19 protein-coding genes and 1 tRNA gene are annotated in these 20,851 nt (G+C 33.5%); 19 read left to right on the forward strand and 1 reads right to left on the reverse strand.

The annotated features are described in order from the left end of the window. The first annotated feature begins 298 nt into the window (after positions 1-298). The 4 genes from OF897_RS19260 to OF897_RS19275 all read left to right on the forward strand — a co-directional run bounded on the left by OF897_RS19260 (position 299) and on the right by OF897_RS19275 (position 7,475). Positions 299-895, forward strand: a complete 597-nt coding sequence (locus OF897_RS19260) for a TetR/AcrR family transcriptional regulator (RefSeq protein WP_267267294.1) — start codon at positions 299-301, stop codon at positions 893-895. A gap of 476 nt (positions 896-1,371) precedes the next feature. Further along, a complete protein-coding gene (locus tag OF897_RS19265; protein ID WP_267267295.1) occupies positions 1,372-2,532 on the forward strand; it encodes an efflux RND transporter periplasmic adaptor subunit in 1,161 nt (386 codons plus the stop codon). Between the two features lie 42 nt (positions 2,533-2,574). After that, on the forward strand, positions 2,575-5,757 hold the full coding sequence (locus OF897_RS19270; protein WP_267267296.1) for an efflux RND transporter permease subunit: 3,183 nt from the start codon (positions 2,575-2,577) through the stop codon (positions 5,755-5,757). A 305-nt stretch (positions 5,758-6,062) separates the two neighbouring features. Further along, a complete protein-coding gene (locus OF897_RS19275) occupies positions 6,063-7,475 on the forward strand; it encodes an efflux transporter outer membrane subunit (RefSeq protein ID WP_267267297.1) in 1,413 nt (470 codons plus the stop codon). Positions 7,476-7,786: 311 nt separating this feature from the next. On the opposite strand, the gene miaA is transcribed toward OF897_RS19275, so the two are convergent. After that, entirely contained in the window at positions 7,787-8,713 is a 927-nt protein-coding gene (gene miaA / locus OF897_RS19280) for a tRNA (adenosine(37)-N6)-dimethylallyltransferase MiaA (RefSeq protein WP_267267298.1), read from the reverse strand. A gap of 140 nt (positions 8,714-8,853) precedes the next feature. On the opposite strand from miaA, the gene OF897_RS19285 reads away from it, so the two are divergent. From OF897_RS19285 to pyrF, 15 genes are all read left to right on the forward strand, one after another. Further along, positions 8,854-9,711 carry a YicC family protein gene (locus OF897_RS19285; RefSeq protein WP_267267299.1) on the forward strand — a complete coding sequence of 286 codons (858 nt, stop codon included), beginning with the start codon at positions 8,854-8,856 and terminating at the stop codon, positions 9,709-9,711. A 77-nt stretch (positions 9,712-9,788) separates the two neighbouring features. After that, positions 9,789-10,361, forward strand: coding sequence for a guanylate kinase (gene gmk, locus OF897_RS19290; protein ID WP_267267300.1), 573 nt, complete (start codon positions 9,789-9,791; stop codon positions 10,359-10,361). A gap of 93 nt (positions 10,362-10,454) precedes the next feature. Next, positions 10,455-11,474, forward strand: coding sequence for a quinolinate synthase NadA (gene nadA, locus OF897_RS19295; protein ID WP_267267301.1), 1,020 nt, complete (start codon positions 10,455-10,457; stop codon positions 11,472-11,474). A gap of 137 nt (positions 11,475-11,611) precedes the next feature. Next, entirely contained in the window at positions 11,612-11,995 is a 384-nt protein-coding gene (gene folB, locus OF897_RS19300) for a dihydroneopterin aldolase (protein ID WP_267267302.1), read from the forward strand. 25 nt (positions 11,996-12,020) lie between these two features. Further along, the gene (locus tag OF897_RS19305; protein ID WP_267267303.1) at positions 12,021-13,379 is read left to right on the forward strand and encodes a DUF4403 family protein; all 1,359 of its coding nucleotides are present in this window, start codon (positions 12,021-12,023) and stop codon (positions 13,377-13,379) included. 22 nt (positions 13,380-13,401) lie between these two features. Then, on the forward strand, positions 13,402-13,527 hold the full coding sequence (locus OF897_RS19310; RefSeq protein WP_267267304.1) for a hypothetical protein: 126 nt from the start codon (positions 13,402-13,404) through the stop codon (positions 13,525-13,527). Next, complete coding sequence (locus OF897_RS19315; protein ID WP_267267325.1) at positions 13,503-13,910, forward strand: RDD family protein; 408 nt, start codon at positions 13,503-13,505, stop codon at positions 13,908-13,910. Before OF897_RS19310 ends, OF897_RS19315 begins: the two co-directional genes overlap by 25 nt. A gap of 48 nt (positions 13,911-13,958) precedes the next feature. Next, positions 13,959-14,029: transfer RNA gene (locus OF897_RS19320), tRNA-Cys, on the forward strand. 192 nt (positions 14,030-14,221) lie between these two features. After that, complete coding sequence (locus OF897_RS19325) at positions 14,222-14,755, forward strand: glycine zipper domain-containing protein (protein ID WP_267267305.1); 534 nt, start codon at positions 14,222-14,224, stop codon at positions 14,753-14,755. Positions 14,756-14,808: 53 nt separating this feature from the next. Further along, positions 14,809-16,443: an LIC_10190 family membrane protein gene (locus OF897_RS19330; RefSeq protein ID WP_267267306.1), complete on the forward strand. Its 1,635-nt coding sequence runs from the start codon at positions 14,809-14,811 to the stop codon at positions 16,441-16,443. Between the two features lie 51 nt (positions 16,444-16,494). Continuing rightward, positions 16,495-17,565, forward strand: a complete 1,071-nt coding sequence (gene aroC, locus OF897_RS19335) for a chorismate synthase (protein WP_267267307.1) — start codon at positions 16,495-16,497, stop codon at positions 17,563-17,565. 10 nt (positions 17,566-17,575) lie between these two features. Next, a complete protein-coding gene (locus OF897_RS19340; RefSeq protein WP_267267308.1) occupies positions 17,576-18,139 on the forward strand; it encodes a thioredoxin family protein in 564 nt (187 codons plus the stop codon). A gap of 10 nt (positions 18,140-18,149) precedes the next feature. Beyond that, positions 18,150-18,689, forward strand: a complete 540-nt coding sequence (locus tag OF897_RS19345; RefSeq protein WP_267267309.1) for a TlpA family protein disulfide reductase — start codon at positions 18,150-18,152, stop codon at positions 18,687-18,689. 83 nt (positions 18,690-18,772) lie between these two features. Then, positions 18,773-19,114 carry a DUF1232 domain-containing protein gene (locus OF897_RS19350; RefSeq protein ID WP_267267310.1) on the forward strand — a complete coding sequence of 114 codons (342 nt, stop codon included), beginning with the start codon at positions 18,773-18,775 and terminating at the stop codon, positions 19,112-19,114. Between the two features lie 299 nt (positions 19,115-19,413). Further along, the gene (pyrF, locus tag OF897_RS19355; protein ID WP_267267311.1) at positions 19,414-20,772 is read left to right on the forward strand and encodes an orotidine-5'-phosphate decarboxylase; all 1,359 of its coding nucleotides are present in this window, start codon (positions 19,414-19,416) and stop codon (positions 20,770-20,772) included. Positions 20,773-20,851: the final 79 nt, after the last annotated feature.

Raw genomic sequence — 20,851 nt, forward strand, 5'->3', positions numbered from 1 at the left:
ATGCACAAAGATAAAAATTTCTTTTAGTATATAGTAAGGAAGCTTAATCTCAAAAGAAAGATGTTATATATTTCAGAAAAGCATCATTTCCAATTGAATTAACCTATCTACAATATTAATTTTTACAATAACTTCAAAATCACACATTTAAAATAACTTCTAGCTACCGTTCTCACAGCGTTTAACTTACTTATGATACTATTTTACAATCCTTTATTAAAAGTTAAAAGTAAAAAATTGTTTGGAAAGTATAGTAAAAAGTCAGTAGTTTTGCTAACGCTGTTAGAAAAAAGAAATCATGGGAGTACATGAACGTCGTCAAAGAGAGAAAGAAAATACTCGTGCAAATATTTTGGACGCGGCTTTTACTTTGGCTAAAACAGAAGGTTGGGCATCTCTTTCGATAAGAAAAATTGCCGATGCTATTGAATACAGTGCTCCGGTAGTCTATGATTATTTTGAAAACAAGGAAGCTATTTTATTTGAAATTTCTTTAAATGGTTTTCACTGTCTTCACATCGAATTATTAAAAGCCCAAAAAAAACACGATACTCCAGAAGAACAAATTGTTGCTATTGTGGATGCGTATTGGAAATTTGCTTTTAAAAATAAAGAATATTATCAATTGATGTTTGGTTTGGGAATGCAGTGCAGCGGAAAAGGAATGATGAAGGAAGAATTTTCATCTTTTCAGGATATGCTTTATGAGTGCACTTATGAGATTATCAAGAAAAAAGGTTCAAATCCTGATAATGCTTGTCACTCTTCTCACGCATTGTTTTCAGCGGTGCATGGATTAATTTCGATTATGATGATGCGTAATGACGACATTCCTTCTACGATGAATAAGACGACTTTGGATGAAACAGTTACTGCTTTCATTAAGTCTTTGTAATTTTTTTTTGAATTAAAACTTAACACCGTTAGAAAAAGTAACATGTAATAATTAAAATTATTCAAAAATTCAAATAACTTAAAATAAATTTAAAAAAATGAAATACGATTTTATAACAATGCTTATGGCAATTTTCTTCCCTTATCATTAACGCCGTTAGAATTAATAACGATGGTTTTTAAGCTTTTGTTCATCAGTATTAAACAAAATAATAAGAATCGTCAGTTTAAAAATATAATATATATTTTTTTCAAAATTAATTAACACCGTTAGTAATAATTACATCCAATTTAAAACTATCATCTCATCATCTTCTAAAACTAAATTTAAAATCATGAAAATCAAAAATTGAGTAACATTAAAAATTCTTTAATTTTTTTTGAACTAATAGTTAACACTGTTAGTAAAATTAACGGAATTTAATTTAGAAACAACATTAATTAATTTAACACTTCATTAAAAAACTTAAATCAAAAATGAAAATACCTGGAAAAATAAGGTTTATCGTACTTATATCAAGTATTATCCTTTTACAAAACTGCACAAAGGCGGCTGAAGGAGGAAATATGGCTCCTCCCACTCCTGAACTGCCCGTTTATACAATAATTTCTTCTCCAGCTACAACATATCAGGAATTCCCAACCGCATTGGAAGGAAAAAACAATGTGGAAATCAGATCGCAGGTAGACGGATATTTAGATAGAATTTATGTGGAAGAAGGCGCTTATGTAAGAGCCGGACAACCTTTATTCAAAATAGATTCAAGAGCTTACGGAGAGCAAATGAATATGGCAAATGCTAATTTACAAGTGGCAAATGCCAACATCCAAAAAGCAAAAGTAGAAGTTGACAGACTGGAACCTCTTGTAGCTGCAAAAGTAGTTTCTGATGTACAATTAAGAACTGCAAAAGCAAATTATGCAGCCGCAGTTGCAGCCGCTTCACAGGCGAAAGCTTCTGTTGGTGGCGCAAGAATCAACGTTGGATTCACAACAATCACAGCCCCAGTAAGCGGATATATCGGAAGAATTCCTTACAAAAAAGGAAGTCTGATTTCAAGAACAGATCCTAGTCCATTGACTTTATTGTCAGACATCAGCGAGATTTACGCCTACTTTTCTTTAAGCGAACTTGATTTTATTGCTTTTCAAAATAAATATCAGGGAGCAACCTTAGAAGAGAAATTAAAAGATATGCCAATGGTAGAATTGGTGATCGCTGACAACAGCGTCTATCCTCAAAAAGGTAAAATGACCATTGTTGACGGGCAATTTGATAAAACAACAGGCGCAATCAGCGTTCGTGCAGTGTTCCCAAATCCAAGCGGAACATTGAGAACAGGGAACACAGGACGTGTTCGTATGCCTCAGTTAATGTCAAATGCGGTGATAATTCCACAAGAATCTACTTTCGAAATTCAGGATAAAACTTACGTTTACGTAGTCGGAAAAGACCAGAAGGTAACCAGCAAGCCTATCAAAATTTCTGGAAAAACTGAAAACTATTACTTTATTTCTGAAGGTTTACAGCCGGGAGAAAAGATCGTTTATGTAGGATTGGGTAGCTTAAAAGATGGTGCTTCTATCAAAGCGAAACCGATTTCTTCTGATAGCTTACTGAAAACAAAACCATTGTAATCTTCTTTTCAGAATACAGAAGACTAAAAAAATAAACTTCTTATGTTAAAACAATTTATAGAAAGACCGGTACTTTCAACGGTCATCTCCATAATACTTTTATTATTGGGGGCATTGTCCCTCTTTAATTTACCCATCGCCCTCTTTCCGGATATTGCTCCGCCAAGTGTTCAGGTGACGGCATTTTATCCGGGAGCGAACGCGGAAGTTGTAGCTCGTTCGGTAGCCACACCGATTGAAGAAGCAGTAAATGGAGTTGAGAACATGACGTACATGACCTCAAATTCCAGTAACGACGGAACAATGACCTTGAGTGTATTTTTCAAACAAGGATCAGATGCAGATAATGCAGCCATAAACGTTCAAAACCGTGTATCCAAAGCGATGAGTCAGCTTCCACAGGAGGTTGTACAGGCGGGAATTTCCACGCAGAAAGTACAGAACAGTATGATTATGTTTATGGGATTATCAAGTGATGACCCTAAACAATATGACGAACTTTTCCTTCAGAATTATTTGAAAATCAATGTTATTCCACAAATTCAGCGTATTCCTGGGGTTGCTCAGGCGCAGGTTTTCGGAACAAGAGATTATTCAATGAGACTTTGGCTGAAACCGGATAGATTAGCGGCTAACAATCTTTCTCCACAGGAAGTTTTGGCAGCAGTAAAAGATCACAACTTAGAAGCTGCTCCCGGTCGTCTTGGACAAGGAAGTAAGGAAACTTACGAATACATTTTAAAGTATAAAGGTAAATTAAATAAAAACGAAGACTACGAAAACATTGCCATCAAAGCGAACAGCGACGGTTCTTTCCTAAGACTGAAAGATGTGGCAAGAGTAGAATTCGGTTCTTACACATACACAGCAGCTAACAGAGTGGATGGTAAGCCCGTTGCCGGATTTGCCATCCTTCAAACTGCAGGTTCAAATGCAAATGAAATCTTAACTGAAATTGAAAAACAGGTTGATCAAATGAAAACCACCCTTCCAAAAGGAGTTGAACCGATCATAATGTATAATTCAAAAGATTTCTTGGATGCATCAATTCATCAGGTTGTTGAGACTTTAGTAATTGCTTTCGTTTTGGTATTTATTGTAGTATTTATTTTCCTTCAGGATTTCAGATCTACATTAATTCCTGCGATTGCTGTTCCGGTTGCGATTATCGGTACATTCTTCTTCCTTCAGTTGTTTGGATTCAGTATCAATATGTTGACACTATTCGCATTAGTCCTCGCGATTGGTATTGTGGTGGATGACGCGATTGTCGTTGTGGAAGCCGTCCATTCCAAAATGGAACGTACAGGAATGCCTGTGGAGCATGCTACAATGAGCTCAATGAGTGAAATTTCCGGAGCGATTATCTCTATTACATTGGTAATGTGTGCCGTATTTATTCCGGTTGGTTTCATGCAAGGTCCTGCGGGAGTTTTTTACAGACAGTTTGCCTTTACATTGGTAATTGCAATTCTTATTTCTGCGGTTAACGCCTTAACATTAAGTCCGGCATTATGTGCAATGTTCCTGAATGATCCTCAAGGAGAACACGGTGAACATGGGAAGAAAACAGGTTTTGGAGCAAGATTTTTCAATGCTTTCAATGCAAGTTTTGATAACATGACCAGAAAATACATCTATAGCCTTAAATTTTTAATTAAAAATAAATGGGTCGCAGTCGGTGGTTTAGCCCTTCTTATTGCTTCAAGTGTTTTCTTGATTAAAAAAGCACCTTCAGGATTTATTCCGACAGAAGATCAAGGGTTCATTTTATATGCTGTGAACACTCCTCCGGGAAGTTCATTAGACAGAACTCATAAAGCAACGGAACAGATTGATCAAATCATTAACGGTGAAAAAGCTAAAAATCACCTTTGGGTTGCAGACGGTCTGAACTTTATCAGTAACGCAAACGCTTCTCCATATTCTGCAGGTTTCATTAAATTGAAAGATCATGACCAACGTGGTGAAATCACCGATCCGGATCAGATTGCAGCGGGATTGACAGGAAAAGTTTCACAAGTAAAAGATGCGAATGCATTCTTCTTCAACTTCCCTACAATTCAGGGATTTGGTAACGTTTCCGGTTTCGAATTTATGCTTCAGGATAAAACTAACGGCTCTTTTGAACAATTAGGAACAACAACTCAGGCATTTATTGGAGAGTTGATGAAGCGTCCGGAAATTGCGTTTGCCTTTACAACGTATGCAGCTGGAAATCCACAATTTACGATTGATGTAGATTCAGACAAAGCAAATCAATTGGGAGTTTCGATTACAGAATTGATGCAGACGATGCAGATCTATTACGGAAGTAGCTTCGTTTCAGATTTTAACAGATTCGGGAAATATTACAGAGTAATGGCTCAGGCAGATATTCCTTATCGTACAGATGCGAATTCTTTGGAAGGAATTTATGTTAAAAATAAATCAGGCGAAATGGTTCCTGTAAAAACATTAGTTACTTTAAAAAGAACTTTCGGACCTGAAACGGTAACAAGAAACAACCTATTCAATGCCGTTACGATTAACGGAACTCCAAAACCTGGTTACAGTACCGGAGATGCGATCAAAGCAGTTGAAGAAACTGCTCAGAAATCACTTCCAAGAGGTTTCGGATATGAATGGACAGGAATTACCCGTGAGGAAATCAAAACTGGTGGACAAACGACTTTCATTTTCGCATTAAGTATTTTGTTTGTTTACTTTTTATTGGCAGCTCAATATGAAAGTTATATTCTTCCGTTTGCAGTTATTTTAACAATTCCTACAGGGATTTTCGGAGTATTTGCATTCACAGGATTGGCCGGAATTGATAATAATATTTATGTTCAGGTTGGTTTAATCATGCTCGTCGGATTGTTAGCGAAGAATGCGATTTTGATTATAGAATTTGCCGTACAAAGAAGAAAAGCAGGAAGAACGTTACTTGAATCTGCACTTCAGGCTTCAAGATTACGTCTAAGACCAATTTTGATGACTTCATTTGCCTTTATCGTTGGGATGCTTCCATTAGTTTGGTCTCAAGGTGCAGCAGCAAAAGGTAACCATTCTATTGGTATCAGTACCGTTGGAGGAATGTTTACAGGAGTTGTATTCGGGATTTTCATTATTCCTGTAATGTTTGTGATCTTCCAGTATTTACATGAAAAAATGCCGAGCAGAAAAAATAAAAGACTTCAAAAACAAAAATTGGAGGCAGAACTTTTAGCTACTGCTCATTAATAAAAAATGATTTACAAAACTTTGAGAATATTTAAATTTAATTTAAACCATTAAGATTTTAATTAAGAAGTTAAGAATAGTAAGATAAGCTTCGCTTTTAATGCAATACTTATTAAAAATCTATTTGATTTTTTCTTAATTATACTTAACTCCTTAAATGTTCTTAATGGTTCAAATTACCAAAAATAGAGAAGCAACTATTCAAACTATATCATAAAAAGCAAAGTATTTTATCCTACTAAAGACGTCTTTGCATCAACAACTTCTCAAAGTTTTGTAGTCAATAAAAGTCATATTTAAAAATTATGAAAAGAATAATAAATATCATATTCGCTTTTGGACTCGCTTTAGGTTCGGTCTCTTGCGTGTCAAAATTGGCATATAAAGAGCCTGAGCTTGAGCTTCCGGAAACGTTCAAATATACCGCAACTGCAGATACTGCAAGTGTAGCGAATTTGGAATGGAGAAAGTTTTTCAGCGATCCGATGCTGCAAAATTTGATCGAAAAAGGAATTAAAAACAATTACGATTTACAGATTGCTTTAAAACAGGTTGCTTCTTCACAGGAAAAACTAAAACAGGCAAAATACCTTCAATATCCTGATGTTGGTTTCGGAGTTACTGCGCAGATTTCAAAGCCTTCAAAAAACAGCATGAACGGGCAAAGCTTAAATCTATTTTTAGGGAAAAGCTATGTCGAAGATTACAATGCAGCCTTCAATCTTTCTTGGGAAGCCGATATTTGGGGTAAAATAAAGAATCAGCAGGAAGTTTCAAAAATGCAGTATCTGCAGACTTATGAAGCAACGAAAGCTATTCAGACACAGGTTGTTGCAGCGATTGCTCAAGGATATTATAATTTATTGATGCTTGATAAACAATTACAGATTGCAAAATCAAACTTGGAACTAAGCACCAATACTCTATCTCTTACAGAAAAATTGTGGCAAAGCGGCGATACAACTTCTTTGGGAGTTCAGCAGGCAACCGCTCAAAAGCAATCGACTGAACTTTTGATTACCCAATTGGAACAAAATATCGCAATTCAGGAAAATGCATTGAGTATTTTAGTTGGTGAAAATCCAAATAAAGTTGATAGAACGATTGAAATGTCCGACACTTCTTTACCACAAGATATTTCTGCTGGACTTCCTGCGGCAATGGTGAGCCGTCGTCCGGATGTTCGTCAGCAGGAATTGGTTTTGTTGGAATCTAATTCAATAGTGGGAATTGCTCAGGCAAATATGTATCCATCATTGAAGATTACAGCGAATGGCGGAGTAAATTCATTTAAAATTGATAATTGGTTTCAGATTCCGGCTTCATTATTCGGTTCTATTTTAGGTGGATTGACTCAGCCTATTTTCCAGAAAAGACAATTGAAAACAGATCTAAATGTTGCTAAAATCCAAAGAGAGAAAAACGTTTTGGCTTTCCGTCAATCTGTTTTGAATGCTGTGGGTGAAGTTTCTGATGCTTTGGTTTCAAATGAAAGCTTAAAAGTTCAGGAACAAAAAGCAACAGAACAGGTTGCAACGCTGAAAAACGGGATAAAAAGTGCCGAAATGCTTTACAAAGGCGGAATGGCAAACTATTTAGAAGTAATAACAGCTCAGGGAAATTCTTTACAGGCTGAACTGAATCTTGCATCCGTAAAAAGACAGAGATTAAGCAGTATTGTAGATTTATACCGAGCTTTAGGTGGCGGTTGGAAGTAGTAAATTAAATTATATTGTTAATGGAATGCGGTCTTTCGGGATCGCATTTTTTGTTTGAATAAATTTTTAACCATTAAAGATTATTTAAGAGGTTAAGAAATATTAAGTTTAGCTTCGCTTTTAGGCTTAATGCTTTTCAAAATCTATTTGATTTGCTTAATAAATCTTAACTTCTTAATAAAAATCTTAATGGTTAAAATTTAAACGCAATGTTTCAGCCTCATTAGAATCAATTTTATCGATTCCATCCTTTTTCTCCTTAAAATATTGAGATTAAAAATTAAATCTTTGCATAAAAAAAGAAATTACTTTTAAGTTTGCTCACTTATATATTCAATCAAACCATCAAAATCCTTCTGAGAATATCCCAACTGCAAATAATGAATATTGTCTTCCTTTCTATACCAAGTTAATTGTCGTTTTGCAAATCTTCTCGAATTTTTCTTAATCTCAGAAACAGCAAATTCCAACTCCCATTCTCCGTCAAAATATTTAAAAAGCTCAGAATACCCAACTGTATTGAGTGATGCCAAATTTTTGCCTTCTTGCGATTTTCTTAGTTCATCAAGATTTTTAGCTTCTTCCAACAAACCATTTTCTATCATTTTATCAACACGTAGATTGATTCTTTCATAAATTTCTTCTCGTGGCGCCTCAATTCCGATTCTTATTGTTTTGAATTTTCTTGGATTTTTATCATGTGAAATATTTTCAGAATATGTTTTTTGGGTTTGCCAAATTACATCAATAGCCCGAAGCAACCTTCTTTGATTGTGAATATCTACATTTTCATAATATTCAGGATCTAAATCTTTCAACATTTCCTGGAGTTTTTCAATTCCTTCAGTTTTCCAGATGTTTTCTAATTTTTCCTGATTTTCTTCATTGGCTTCAGGTAAATCATTCAGTCCTTCAATAACTGCTTTTTCATACATCATACTTCCGCCAACCATAATGACGATGTCGTATTTTTCGAAAAGTCGGTCTAATAATTCTAAAGAATCATGCTCAAACTGACCGATAGAATAAAAATTTTTCACGGAAAGCTGACCAATAAAATGATGTTTCGCCTGCGAAAGTTCATCTTCCGAAGGTGCGGCTGTCCCAATTTTCATTTCGCTAAAAAACTGTCGGGAGTCACAGGAAATAATTTCGGTATCAAAATGATTTGCAAGTTCGATAGCAAGTTTTGTTTTGCCAATTCCGGTGGTGCCTACAACTGAAATCAGGGTTTTCATGGAGTTTTGGGTGTTGAATGACAGATATTTGAAGTGAGATGAATGATTGAAATTTCAATCTCAAATGTCAAACCTCAAATTTCAAATCAATATTAAATGTGCTAAATTAAATGTTTATCTTTGTACGACAATAAAAAACTATGATTTTATCAATGACCGGCTTTGGTAGAGCCGAAGACGTTTTTGAAGGAAAAAAAATTTCGATAGATATTAAATCACTGAACTCTAAGAGTTTTGATTTAAATATTAAAATCCCTTTGCGTTATAAAGAAAAAGAATTTGAAGTAAGAAAAATTCTAAACGATAGAATCATCCGCGGAAAAGTAGATTGTTACATTAATCTTGAGAATCTTGAAGAATCTAATGATGTAAAAATCAACAAAGGTTTAATCGATTCTTACATGAATGAGCTTAAAAACATTGCCTCTGACGGACCCGATTTCGAGTACCTGAAAATGGCAGTAAGACTTCCGGATGCCATTACTTCCAGACCAGACGAATTGAATGAAGGTGAGTGGGAAGCTTTAGCTAAAATCGTTAATAAGGCGGTTGATAAATTCCTTGAATTCAGAAAAACTGAAGGTAAGATTCTTCACGAAGAATTAGAAAGAAATATCAGAAATATCGATAAATCATTGGCAGAAGTTGTTCCTTATGAGCAAGTGAGAATTGATGCGGTTAAAGAACGTTATTTAAAGACCCTGAAAGAATTTGAAAACGTTGACGAAACAAGATTTTATCAGGAAATGGCTTATTTTACCGAAAAATTAGACATTCAGGAAGAAAAAGTAAGACTTTCTCAACACTTGAAATATTATTCTGAAGTAATGGAAAACGAAGATTTTAATGGAAAAAAACTAGGTTTTATTTCACAGGAAATCGGAAGAGAAATCAATACTTTAGGCTCAAAAGCCAATCACGCTGAAATTCAGAAATTAGTCGTGATGATGAAAGATGATTTGGAGAAGATTAAAGAACAAACGTTAAACGTATTATAATTTAGTTGATGGTTTTTGGTTGATGGTTGTTAGGATTTTCTTTGACCATCAACTAAAAACAATCAACCAACAACCATATGAATAAGGTTATTATATTTTCAGCGCCATCCGGAAGCGGGAAAACAACATTGGTAAAACATTCTTTGGAAATTATTCCTGAGTTACAATTTTCTATATCATGCACAACAAGACAGCCGAGAGGAAGTGAAGTTCGTGCTGTAGATTATCATTTTTTAAGTCCGGAAGAATTCAGACAGAAAATTTCTGAAGAAGCTTTTGTAGAATTTGAGGAAGTTTACACCGATAAATATTACGGAACCTTAAAATCTGAGGTAGAAAAGATCTGGAATCAGGGAAAAGTTGTTATTTTTGATGTAGACGTAAAAGGCGGAATTTCATTAAAAAAATATTTTGGTGAAAAAGCATTATCAATTTTCATTGAACCACCTTCGATTGCCGAATTGGAACGAAGATTGAATTCAAGAGGAACGGATGATGTCGAAACCATAAAAACACGTGTAGAAAAAGCAGAAGAAGAGCTTACCTACGCGATAGAATTTGATAAAATCGTGATTAATTCCGATTTGAACGAAGCAAAATTAGAAATAGAAAGTTTAATAAAAAATTTTATTGAAGAAACTAGAAATTAGAAGCTAGAAGTTAGTTTTTGAAATATGCGAATTTTAACTAACATCTAATTTCTAACCTCTAACTTCTATAAGACAAAAAACATTGAGGCTGAAATGAGCACTGAAACATTAGAGAAAGCTAAATCCACACTTCCTGTAAAAGGATTTTTAGATTTAAAAGATATTGATATTCCGCAGGGAGAAGAATTGGTGAAAGCTATTCTCAAACTTAAAGAAGAAAAAAATGCCGTTATTTTAGCGCATTATTATCAACCGGGAGAAATTCAGGATATTGCTGATTTCTTGGGAGATTCTCTTCAATTGGCAAGACAGGCAAAAGATACAGATGCCGATATGATTGTGTTCTGTGGAGTACATTTTATGGCGGAAGCTGCAAAAATTTTAAACCCTACTAAAAAAGTAGTTCTTCCCGATACAATGGCGGGATGCTCTTTGGCAGACGGATGTTCAGGTGAAGGTTTGAGAAAAATGCGTGAGCAACATCCAAATGCTTTGATCGCAACCTACATCAACTGTAATGCTGAAACGAAAGCAGAAAGTGATATTATCGTAACCAGCTCGAATGCCGAAACAGTGATTGAAGCTTTACCGAAAGACAGACCAATTATTTTCGCTCCGGATAAAAATTTAGGAAGATATTTATCTCAAAAAACAGGTCGCGATATGATTCTGTGGGACGGAAGTTGCATCGTTCACGAAGCTTTCTCCATGGAAAGAATTGCACAACAATTGGCAGATAATCCTGATGCAAAATTGATTGCACACCCAGAAAGTGAAGAATCAGTATTAAAACTGGCTCATTTTATCGGTTCGACTTCTGCACTTTTGAATTATGTTGAAAAAGAAGATTGTCAGAAATTCATTATCGCAACTGAAGAAGGTATTTTGCACGAAATGAGAAAACGTGCACCGCATAAAGAATTAATTCCTGCTTTGGTTTTTGACGAAAGCTGTAATTGCTCAGAATGTTTTTACATGAAGAGAAATACAATGGAAAAATTGTATCTGTGTATGAAATATGAACTTCCGGAAATTATCATTGAAGAAGAGCTTCGACTGAGAGCATTAAAGCCAATTGAGGCAATGCTGGATCTATCGAAAAGCATCAAATAAATTTTAAAGCGGGTTTTTTACTCGCTTTTTTTAATCATAAATGCCACGAATACACGAATAAGTTTGTATCTTGTTTTTAAAAATTCGTGCATTCGTGGCAAACGAAATGTGCAGTATCATCATTTTAATAATTATTCATGAGCAAAATATTTTTAGAAGACGTAAAAATCTACGCTTATCACGGCGTTCTTCCCGAAGAAAACATTATCGGAACATACTATATTTTAAATGCAGAAATCCATACAGATTTGTGGGATGCCGCAGCTTCTGATGATTTGAACGACACCATCAGCTATGCAGACATCAATGAGATTATTCATGATGAGATGAAAATCAATTCTAAACTTTTAGAACACGTCGCAGGAAGAATTATCACTAAAATTAATGTGAAATTTAATCAGATTTCTTATATAAAATTGAAAATTACCAAAACCAGTCCGCCTATGAAAGGTGAAGTAAAAGGCGCAAGTATCGAACTTGAAAAAAGTTTTTTGTTAGGTAATTCAACGGAAAATAATTAATTTCACTTTTCAAAAAACATTTAAGGTGAGAATTTTAAGTTTTCTTTTCGTACTTCTTTCGATCAATATTTTTGCTCAGACCGAAAATAATCAAATAGTTTACAGTTTTCCAAAGATAAAATCGAGCGTTACAATGCCGGTAACAATTCCTTTATCCGAAATCAGCAATATGATTAATGCATCGTTAAAAGATCTGATTTTTCAGGATGATTCTTACACTGATAACGATAATGATCAGTTCAAGGTAAAAGTCTGGAAAACCCGACCGATACGATTAGTAGGAGATGCTAATCAAAATATTGCGATTGAAGTTCCGTTAAAAATTTGGGCAGAAAAAGGAATCGGTACTTTGGGAGTTTACACCTATCAAGAGACAACTTTTGAAACAGTCATGTATTTTAAAACTGCTCTAAATTTTAAAAATAACTGGACGGTGAGTACTTTTACCCAACCGATGGGTTTTAAATGGGTAAAAAAACCTGTTTTAGATTTTGGAAAAATAAAAATTCCGATTACTTCGCTCGTCGAATCAAGTTTGAAAGAACAACAGTATAAGTTCTGCAAAACAATTGACGAACAAATGGCTTCGCAGCTTAATTTCCAACAATATGCAGTTTTAGCCTGGAATGCATTTTCTCAGCCTTTCAATATTTCTGAAGAATATAATACCTGGTTGAAAATCACGCCCATTAACGTTAATATTACTCCACTAAAATTCTACGGAAATCAAATTGACACCAGTATTGGAATCGATATTTTCTCCGAAACTTTTACCGGAACAAAACCTGAATCATCCCAACCTGCAAAAGCCGTAATGAATTTTAATTTCATCCCACTTTTGGCAGATAAATTTGTTTTGCAGACAACAGCAAATATTCCATTTTCTGAAGCGACTAACATTGCAAAAAAGTCATTTTTGAATAAAGAATTTGATATCAGAGACTCCAAAGTAAAAATTACCGACATTAAAGTTTATGGAGAAGCAAATCGTATTATGATTGAAGCCGATACAGAAGGCTATGTAAAAGGTACGGCATTTATTTCGGGCATTCCTGTTTATGATGAATTAAAGAAAAAAATAGTGCTTTCTGATACAAAATTCAAGCTTAAAACATCCAACATTCTTCAAAAATTAGCAACTTCACTTTTCAAAGGTAAAATTGTAAAAATGATTGAAGATGAATATGGAATTCCGACCGATGAAATTGAAAACTCATCTAAGAAAAGTATTGAGGAGGCTTTTAATAAAAAATATTATAAAGGTTTAAAAATTTCCGGAAAAGTATTTAATTTAAAACCTTCACAAATTCTTTTAAATGATTTCGGAATTACCGCAGTCATTGATACCAATGCTAATTTGAGATTTACCCTAAAAGGATTTTAATAAAAACTAAAACAACATAACTATGAAAAAACATTTAAAAATTATAGAAGATAACAAAGCTTCAAAAGGAATCAGATTTGCCAATTTATTATTGACAGAATTGTTATTTATGTCATATTTTTTATTTTCGGAGCATTTTCACTATTAGTATCTGAAATTTTCAACATTGATTTTTTTCTAAATATTACAGACAAGATGGCTTCAGCAAGCAGATTTGAAGATATTCTAATAACAACAGCTGTTTATCTTTTGTACATCTTTTTAATGGAATATTTTACAAAAGGAAGAACAGTTGGAAAATATATTACAGGAACCAAAGTGATGAGCTTGGATGGCTCAAATCCTACTTTTCAGGAATATTTAATCAGAACAGTTTCCAGAGTTGTTCCTTTCGATGCTCTTTCTTTTTTCGGAGAAAACGGATGGCATGATACATGGAGCGACACAAGAGTGGTTAATGTGAAAAATTATAAAGCTGAAAGACAGAGCAAAAGCGATATTGACAACATCGGAGTAAAAGAAATCGCATAAAAAATTTGGACAAAAAGTAAATTTTAGTATATTTGCACCACTCAAAACGGTGCTTTGGCCGAGCGGCTAGGCAGTGGTCTGCAACACCATCTACAGCGGTTCGAATCCGCTAGGCACCTCGCAAAAAAACTTCAATCCTTCGATTGGAGTTTTTTTATTTAATTTTTTTCATAAAAAGAATTGCTCTAATTTCCTTATCTATAAACAGTTTGCGGATTTTAACATTTTCTTAACTAAAACTTGGCTTCATAATTGAGATTATCTTTACCATAAGTGTCAAAGCTTAATTATAAATAGAAAAAATTTGAGTTATGAAAAAGATAGTTTTAGCAGGTTTAATTTCAGTTTTAACATTGAGTGCCTGTAAGAAGGATGACAATAAAGTTGCCGAAAAGACTTTAGAACAACAAAAATTGGAATTTCAGGTAAGACAACTTGAAATTGAACAACAAAAACTGGCAATCGAAAGAGAGAGATTTTCTTACGAAACCAAAAAGAAAGCTGATAGTGTAGCAGAAGTTGAAAAAGCAAAAGTTGCAGCAGCTTCAAAACCACAGGTAATCAGAGAGACAAAAACTATTTATAGAGATGCTCCAGCTTCCAATAGCGGAGGTTCTTCTTCTAGTGGAAGTTCTTCACAAGGAACAACTGCAAAGAAAAAAGGAATTAGTGAAGCAGCAAAAGGTACCGCAATCGGTGTAGTAAGTGGTGCTGCTTTAGGAGCAATTGTTAACAAGAAAAACCGTGTTGGTGGTGGTGTTGTAGGTGGTATCATCGGCGGTGCAACAGGATATACTTTGGGTAGAGCACAGGATAGAAAAAGTGGTCGAGTACAACCAAAATAATTAAATATTTTCAAAAACATAAAAGATTGCTTATTTTTAGGCAATCTTTTTTTATGCTTTTAATTTTATTTTCCTCAATTCTTCTGATTTCAACTTTAATAGGTTGGGGAAAATTGATGGAAAATTTCTTTGGACACAACCTGAATGGAGTTTCAGGGAAAACCTTGACCGGAATTCTTTCAATCGGATTAATTTTCACTGTTTTAGCTTTTTTTATTCCTCTTAATTTATATGTCGAGATTCCTACAATATTGATTGGACTTTTTTATTTTTTTAAAGAAAATCTTTATTTAAATTTCTATCAATTTTCGAAGAAAAATTTAACCATTTTTGGAGTTCTTACAGTTGTAATTCTATTCTGCGGCTCTTTTTATCCATTTATTTTAGACCATTTCGGATATTATATTCCTACCATAAAATGGCTTACAGAATACGGTTTGATAAAAGGAATTTCTAATCTTGATTTGATTTTAGGACAAATGTCGGTTTGGCATATTTTTCAAGCCGGATTCAGTAATTTTTCTGATCCTTTTTTTAAATTTAATACTGTTTTACTGATTATTTATGGGCTTTATATTATTGAAAACAAAAGTTGGCTTCAATTGATTTTCGTACCCGTTTTATTGATTTTTACACAGTCTCCAAGTCCGGATTTACCGGTAATTGTATTTTCTTTAATTATTTTAAATGAAATTTTATCGGGGAACAAAAATCTTTCTTTCCTGTTTGCACTTTCGGTTTTCACTTTTGCGATAAAACCGACAGTCATTTGGTTGCCGATTTTCATTCTGTTCTACTCCATTTTCATTTCTAAATTCGATTATAAAAAATTAATTTTCGGATCGCTCATTTTTATATTATTCATTATAAAAAATCTTTGGACATTCGGATATCCTGTTTTTCCAATCGCAGTTTTTGATTTTGGGATTCCCTGGAAAGCGAATCCTGAACTTTTAAAAGCATCTTCAGAATTCGCCTTGGTAAAAACCTACGATGAACAATATACTTATGCAGAAATTTTAAAATTCTCCTGGTTTGATCACATTAAAAACTGGTTATTTTTAAAAGGAATAAAATCGATTATCAATATTTTATTTATTGTGAGTTTAATTGGTTTCATTATATTTTCGATAATTAAAAGAAAGAAAATCATCAGTTTAATTTGTATTTCAATTTTAATTAAAAGTATTTTAATTTTACTTTTTTCCGCACAATACAGATTTTTTATTGATGTTTTTTTCGTGATGTTTTTTGTGGTATTTTTTAAATATTTAAATAAAAAAAATGCAGTTTTAATTTCATCATTTTTGATTTTTATTGCAGTTACTATTTTTTCCTTTCCGAATCTTCTCCAGAAATTTATACCAAGCTTTCGAATAGGAATATTTATGAGTCAGTTTGAAAAGAAGCAGATTTTAAAACCTTCCAATTACGATTATAATAAATACAATTCTTACAGAGTAGGAGATTTAAAATTTAATATTTCCAAACAATATCCTTTCAATTTTAATACGCCCACTCCCGCAATTTCAGAAAGCTATGTGATGGATTATCTGAAATTAGGTATATTTCCACAACCTATCGACAAAAACAATGTAAAAAAAGGTTTTATCTGGAAAAAACTCAACGCTGAAGAGAAAAAAGAACTCGACAAAACCATCGAAATCATCAAAAAGAGTTATCAATAAACCGATCATCAAAGACTTTATTATCTGAATAAAAAACGGTAATTTTGTACTATGTTCAATACTTTAGGTAATCTTCTCAGCCTTACTACTTTTGGCGAGAGTCACGGCGCAGCTTACGGCGGAATCATCAATAATTTTCCTGCAGGTTTGGAAGTTGATTTTGAAAAAATTCAATACGAATTAGATCGCAGAAAACCGGGTCAGTCAGCAATCGTTACACAAAGAAAGGAAAGCGATACCATACAATTTCTTTCAGGAATTTTTGAAGGAAAAACGACAGGAACTCCAATTGGTTTTATGATCGAGAACGAAAATCAAAAATCAAAAGACTACGATCATATTGCGAATTCTTATCGTCCAAGTCATGCAGATTTTACGTATGACCAAAAATTTGGCATCAGAGATTATCGTGGCGGTGGAAAATCTTCTGCAAGAGAAACCATCAATTGGGTGGTTGCAGGAGCTTTGGCAAAACAACTTTTAAAAGATATTGAAATCAACGCTTACGTTTCTTCCGTTGGCGAAATTTTCTGCGTAAAACCTTATCAGGATTTAGATTTTTCTAAAACAGAAAGCAATGAAGTACGTTGTCCCGACGCCGAAACTGCCGAAAAAATGATTTCAAAAATTAAAGAAATTAAAAAAGAAGGCAATACAATTGGCGGAACAATTACCTGTGTTATCAAAAATGTTCCTGTAGGAATTGGTGAACCGATTTTTTCTAAACTTCAGGCTGAACTGGCGAAAGCAATGCTCAACATCAACGCTTGTAAAGGTTTTGAATATGGAAGCGGATTTTGTGGCGCAAAAATGACCGGAAGTGAACATAATGATGAATTTAACACCGATTTTTCCACAAAATCAAATCTTTCTGGTGGAATTCAGGGTGGAATTTCTAATGGAATGGATATTTATTTCCGTGTTGCTTTCAAACCTGTTGCAACTATTTTAAGACCTCAGGAAAGTGTAGACAAAGATGGAAACGCTGTAATCGTGGAAGGAAAAGGAAGACACGATCCTTGTGTAGTTCCGAGAGCAGTTCCGGTTGTGGAAAGTTTGGCAGCATTTGTTTTAGCTGACTTATTTTTGATCAATAAAACAAGAAACATTAATCAATTTTAAATATTTAGTAATGAAAAATTACTGGGATAAAGCAATTTCATTTGAAGAATACTTTCAGATTGCACAAGAAAGACTAGAAAATCCTGCTACTCCGCAAGATTCTGAATATAAAATGTATTACGAATTGGGAATCCAGAGAATGGACAGAACTCTGAAAAAATTTGTAATAGATGAAGAACAGCTTAATGAATTGCAATCTAAAAATTTCGACGGAAAAATTCTAATTATTTCTGAAGGTTGGTGCGGCGATGCAAGTGCAACTGTTCCCGCTTTAGCGAAGTTTTTTGAAGGTCATAATGAAGTAAAAATATTTTTAAGAGACAGCGATAAAAGTTTAATCAATCAGTTTTTAACCAACGGAACAGAATCTATTCCGAAAGTTATTATTTTAGATGAAAACTTTGAATTAAAAAATTCTTGGGGACCTCGTCCAAAATTCGGGCATGAATTATTATTAAAATTTAAAGCTGATCCTGAAGCATATCCTAGAGAAAGTTTTTATAATGACTTACAGGTTTATTATTCAAGAAACCGAGGAAAAGATGCCATTCAGGAAATTTTAGAATTATTGTAAAATAATGAATATGAAAAAACTGGTTACATACGTTATTATTCTTATCATTTTGGGAGCTGTTTTTTTAGTTCCGGGAATCAGAAATTTTCTTAAAGATCAATTTTTCCCTGTTGCAACAATAGAAAATGCGGTTCACATTAGTCAGGACGATTATGATGTAGATTTGCAGGGAATCAACGTACCAAGTACGAATCTGAAAAATTTTAAAAACAAACCTGTTTTCTTAAATTTTTGGGGAACTTGGTGCCCTCCATGTCGAAAAGAATGGCCGTCAATTCAGAGATTATATGATAGAAGAAAAGGTCATGTAGATTTTGTTTTGATAGCAATGAAGGATGACGAAGAAAAAGTAAGAGCATTTTTGAAAGAAAATAATTATACCGTTCCCGTGTATATTGCACAAAGCCCGATCTCAGAGAAAATACTTCCAAAAGCTTTTCCTACAACGTTTCTTTTAGACCAAAACGGTAGAATTTTAATTAAAGAAGATGCCGCAACTGATTGGGACGCAGAATCTATTCATCAATTTATAGATAATATTGTTAAGTAAACTTTAACTAAAATTTATATTGATTTGGTACAAATTTTGCGAAATTTACAGAGTTGAAAATTATTTTAAAAACAAACACAAAAATGAAATATTCAAAACTCAATCTTGCTAAAGAAGCAATAGCCCACAAAGGCTTCGTAAAAAAAATTCCGGACATCTTCAGAATGGTGAATATGTGGAGAAAAGGATCTTATCCTGTAAAATCGATAGATTTGATTTTACCTTTAGTAGGTCTTTTATACGTAATTTCTCCAATTGATATTATCCCTGATTTTATTATTGTAGCGGGAGTTTTAGATGATTTGGCAGTTCTGTCATTGGCAATTCCGAAACTCATACGGGAAGTAGATAAGTTTTTACTTTGGGAAGCCGAACAAAAATACACAGTAGACGGTACGAAAATAATAGACGCAGATATCGTTTAATAATTTACAAAACATCCTTTCGGGGGTGTTTTTTTTTATAAATAAGTAGTTATTAATCAAGATGATTTTTTTTAAATATTAAGGAAATTAAATTTTTAAGAATAAAATCAATTCAGATTTTTCAAGTTTTACTAAACTCATTAAGCAGTATTCTTAAATCAATTTATTGATTTTTAATTATTCTTAAAATCTTATGCTCTTAATGGTAAGTTTTAAAATCTCTTTTCAAGCAAAATTCGTAATTCACAATTGACTTTAAACATCAAATCCTTAAATTTGCATCATCTAATAAAAAATTAATGGAAAGTAAGAAAGAATTCTTTTTGGAATGTTACAAATTGGGCATCATCAAATTTGGAAGATTTACGTTAAAAAGTGGGATTGAAAGTCCGTTTTATGTAGATTTAAGACCATTGGCGTCTGATCCTAAAATTTTAAAAAACCTTGCCAATTATTTATTGGAAATGCTTCCTTTGGATAATTTCGATCTGATTTGTGGAGTTCCTTATGCCGCACTTCCGATGGCAACAGCAATGTCTTTGGAAAGCTATATTCCATTAATTATTAAAAGAAAAGAAGCAAAAAGCTACGGAACTAAAAAATTAATTGAAGGAATTTATCAAAAAGGGCAAAACTGTCTTTTGGTAGAAGATGTGATTACTTCCGGAAAATCTTTGGTAGAAACCATTGCCGAAGTTGAGCAGGAAGATCTAAAAGTTGCAGACATCGTGGTTGTTTTAGATAGAGAACAAGGTGGAAAACAGCTTTTGGAAAGTAAAGGTTACAGAGTTCATACTTTATTTAATATTTCTGAAGTTTGTACAATTCTTCAGGAAAACGGTGAATTGAGTGATGAAGAAGTTAAAAGAATTCAGGATTTTTTGCAGGGAAACCATATTCAGTTTGAAGAAAAAACAAGACTTTCTTATCAGCAGAAATTTGAAGCTGCACAACATTCCGTTTCAAAAAAATTATTAGAAACCGCTTTAGCAAAAGAATCAAACCTAATTGCTTCGGCAGATGTAACGACAACTCAGGAATTACTTGAATTGGCTGAAAATGTTGGACCACATATTATTGCTTTAAAAACGCATATCGATATTATTTCAGATTTCGATTATCAGAATACGATTGTTCCGTTGAAGGAATTGGCAGCAAAACATCAGTTTTTATTAATGGAAGACAGAAAATTTGCCGACATCGGAAACACTCAGGAATTACAGTTTACAAGCGGAGTTTTCAAAATTACAGATTGGGCAGATTTTGTAACTTCTCAGGTAATCGGTGGTTTTGAATCTTTAGATTGCTTTACTAATGTTGGAGTAGTTGCAATTATCGGAATGTCTTCAAAAGGAACTTTAACAACCAATAATTACAGAGAAGAAGCTTTAAAAGTAGCTCTTTCTCACCCAAATGTAATTGGCGGAGTTTCTCAAAATGCACTTCCAGATGAAATTTTATTGTTTACTCCAGGAGTGAATTTGGCAGATTCAGGAGACGGAAAAGGTCAGCAATACAATACTCCTGAACACGTTTTCAAAACACTTCACACTGATTTCATTATTGTAGGAAGAGGAATTTACAAATCTGAAAATCCTGCAGAAGCCGCAATTAACTATAAAAATGAAGGTTGGAAAGCATACTTAGCTTCATTGTAAAATAAATAAGTTACCAAAATGCTCTCATTTATTTGAGAGCATTTTTTATTTCTGAGAAAGAGATAAAAAATTTCTTAAT

Source organism: Chryseobacterium formosum (assembly GCF_026460885.1).
GTDB lineage: Bacteria > Bacteroidota > Bacteroidia > Flavobacteriales > Weeksellaceae > Chryseobacterium > Chryseobacterium formosus.

Excerpts from the sequence above, each read along its gene's own strand:
- OF897_RS19260 (WP_267267294.1), top strand. The coding sequence starts at position 299 with ATGGGAGTACATGAACGTCGTCAAAGAGAGAAAGAAAATACTCGTGCA.
- OF897_RS19265 (WP_267267295.1), top strand. The coding sequence starts at position 1,372 with ATGAAAATACCTGGAAAAATAAGGTTTATCGTACTTATATCAAGTATT.
- OF897_RS19270 (WP_267267296.1), top strand. The coding sequence starts at position 2,575 with ATGTTAAAACAATTTATAGAAAGACCGGTACTTTCAACGGTCATCTCC.
- OF897_RS19275 (WP_267267297.1), top strand. The coding sequence starts at position 6,063 with ATGAAAAGAATAATAAATATCATATTCGCTTTTGGACTCGCTTTAGGT.
- miaA (WP_267267298.1), bottom strand. The coding sequence starts at position 8,713 with ATGAAAACCCTGATTTCAGTTGTAGGCACCACCGGAATTGGCAAAACA.
- OF897_RS19285 (WP_267267299.1), top strand. The coding sequence starts at position 8,854 with ATGATTTTATCAATGACCGGCTTTGGTAGAGCCGAAGACGTTTTTGAA.
- gmk (WP_267267300.1), top strand. The coding sequence starts at position 9,789 with ATGAATAAGGTTATTATATTTTCAGCGCCATCCGGAAGCGGGAAAACA.
- nadA (WP_267267301.1), top strand. The coding sequence starts at position 10,455 with ATGAGCACTGAAACATTAGAGAAAGCTAAATCCACACTTCCTGTAAAA.
- folB (WP_267267302.1), top strand. The coding sequence starts at position 11,612 with ATGAGCAAAATATTTTTAGAAGACGTAAAAATCTACGCTTATCACGGC.
- OF897_RS19310 (WP_267267304.1), top strand. The coding sequence starts at position 13,402 with ATGAAAAAACATTTAAAAATTATAGAAGATAACAAAGCTTCAAAAGGA.
- OF897_RS19325 (WP_267267305.1), top strand. The coding sequence starts at position 14,222 with ATGAAAAAGATAGTTTTAGCAGGTTTAATTTCAGTTTTAACATTGAGT.
- OF897_RS19330 (WP_267267306.1), top strand. The coding sequence starts at position 14,809 with ATGCTTTTAATTTTATTTTCCTCAATTCTTCTGATTTCAACTTTAATA.
- aroC (WP_267267307.1), top strand. The coding sequence starts at position 16,495 with ATGTTCAATACTTTAGGTAATCTTCTCAGCCTTACTACTTTTGGCGAG.
- OF897_RS19340 (WP_267267308.1), top strand. The coding sequence starts at position 17,576 with ATGAAAAATTACTGGGATAAAGCAATTTCATTTGAAGAATACTTTCAG.
- OF897_RS19345 (WP_267267309.1), top strand. The coding sequence starts at position 18,150 with ATGAAAAAACTGGTTACATACGTTATTATTCTTATCATTTTGGGAGCT.
- OF897_RS19350 (WP_267267310.1), top strand. The coding sequence starts at position 18,773 with ATGAAATATTCAAAACTCAATCTTGCTAAAGAAGCAATAGCCCACAAA.
- pyrF (WP_267267311.1), top strand. The coding sequence starts at position 19,414 with ATGGAAAGTAAGAAAGAATTCTTTTTGGAATGTTACAAATTGGGCATC.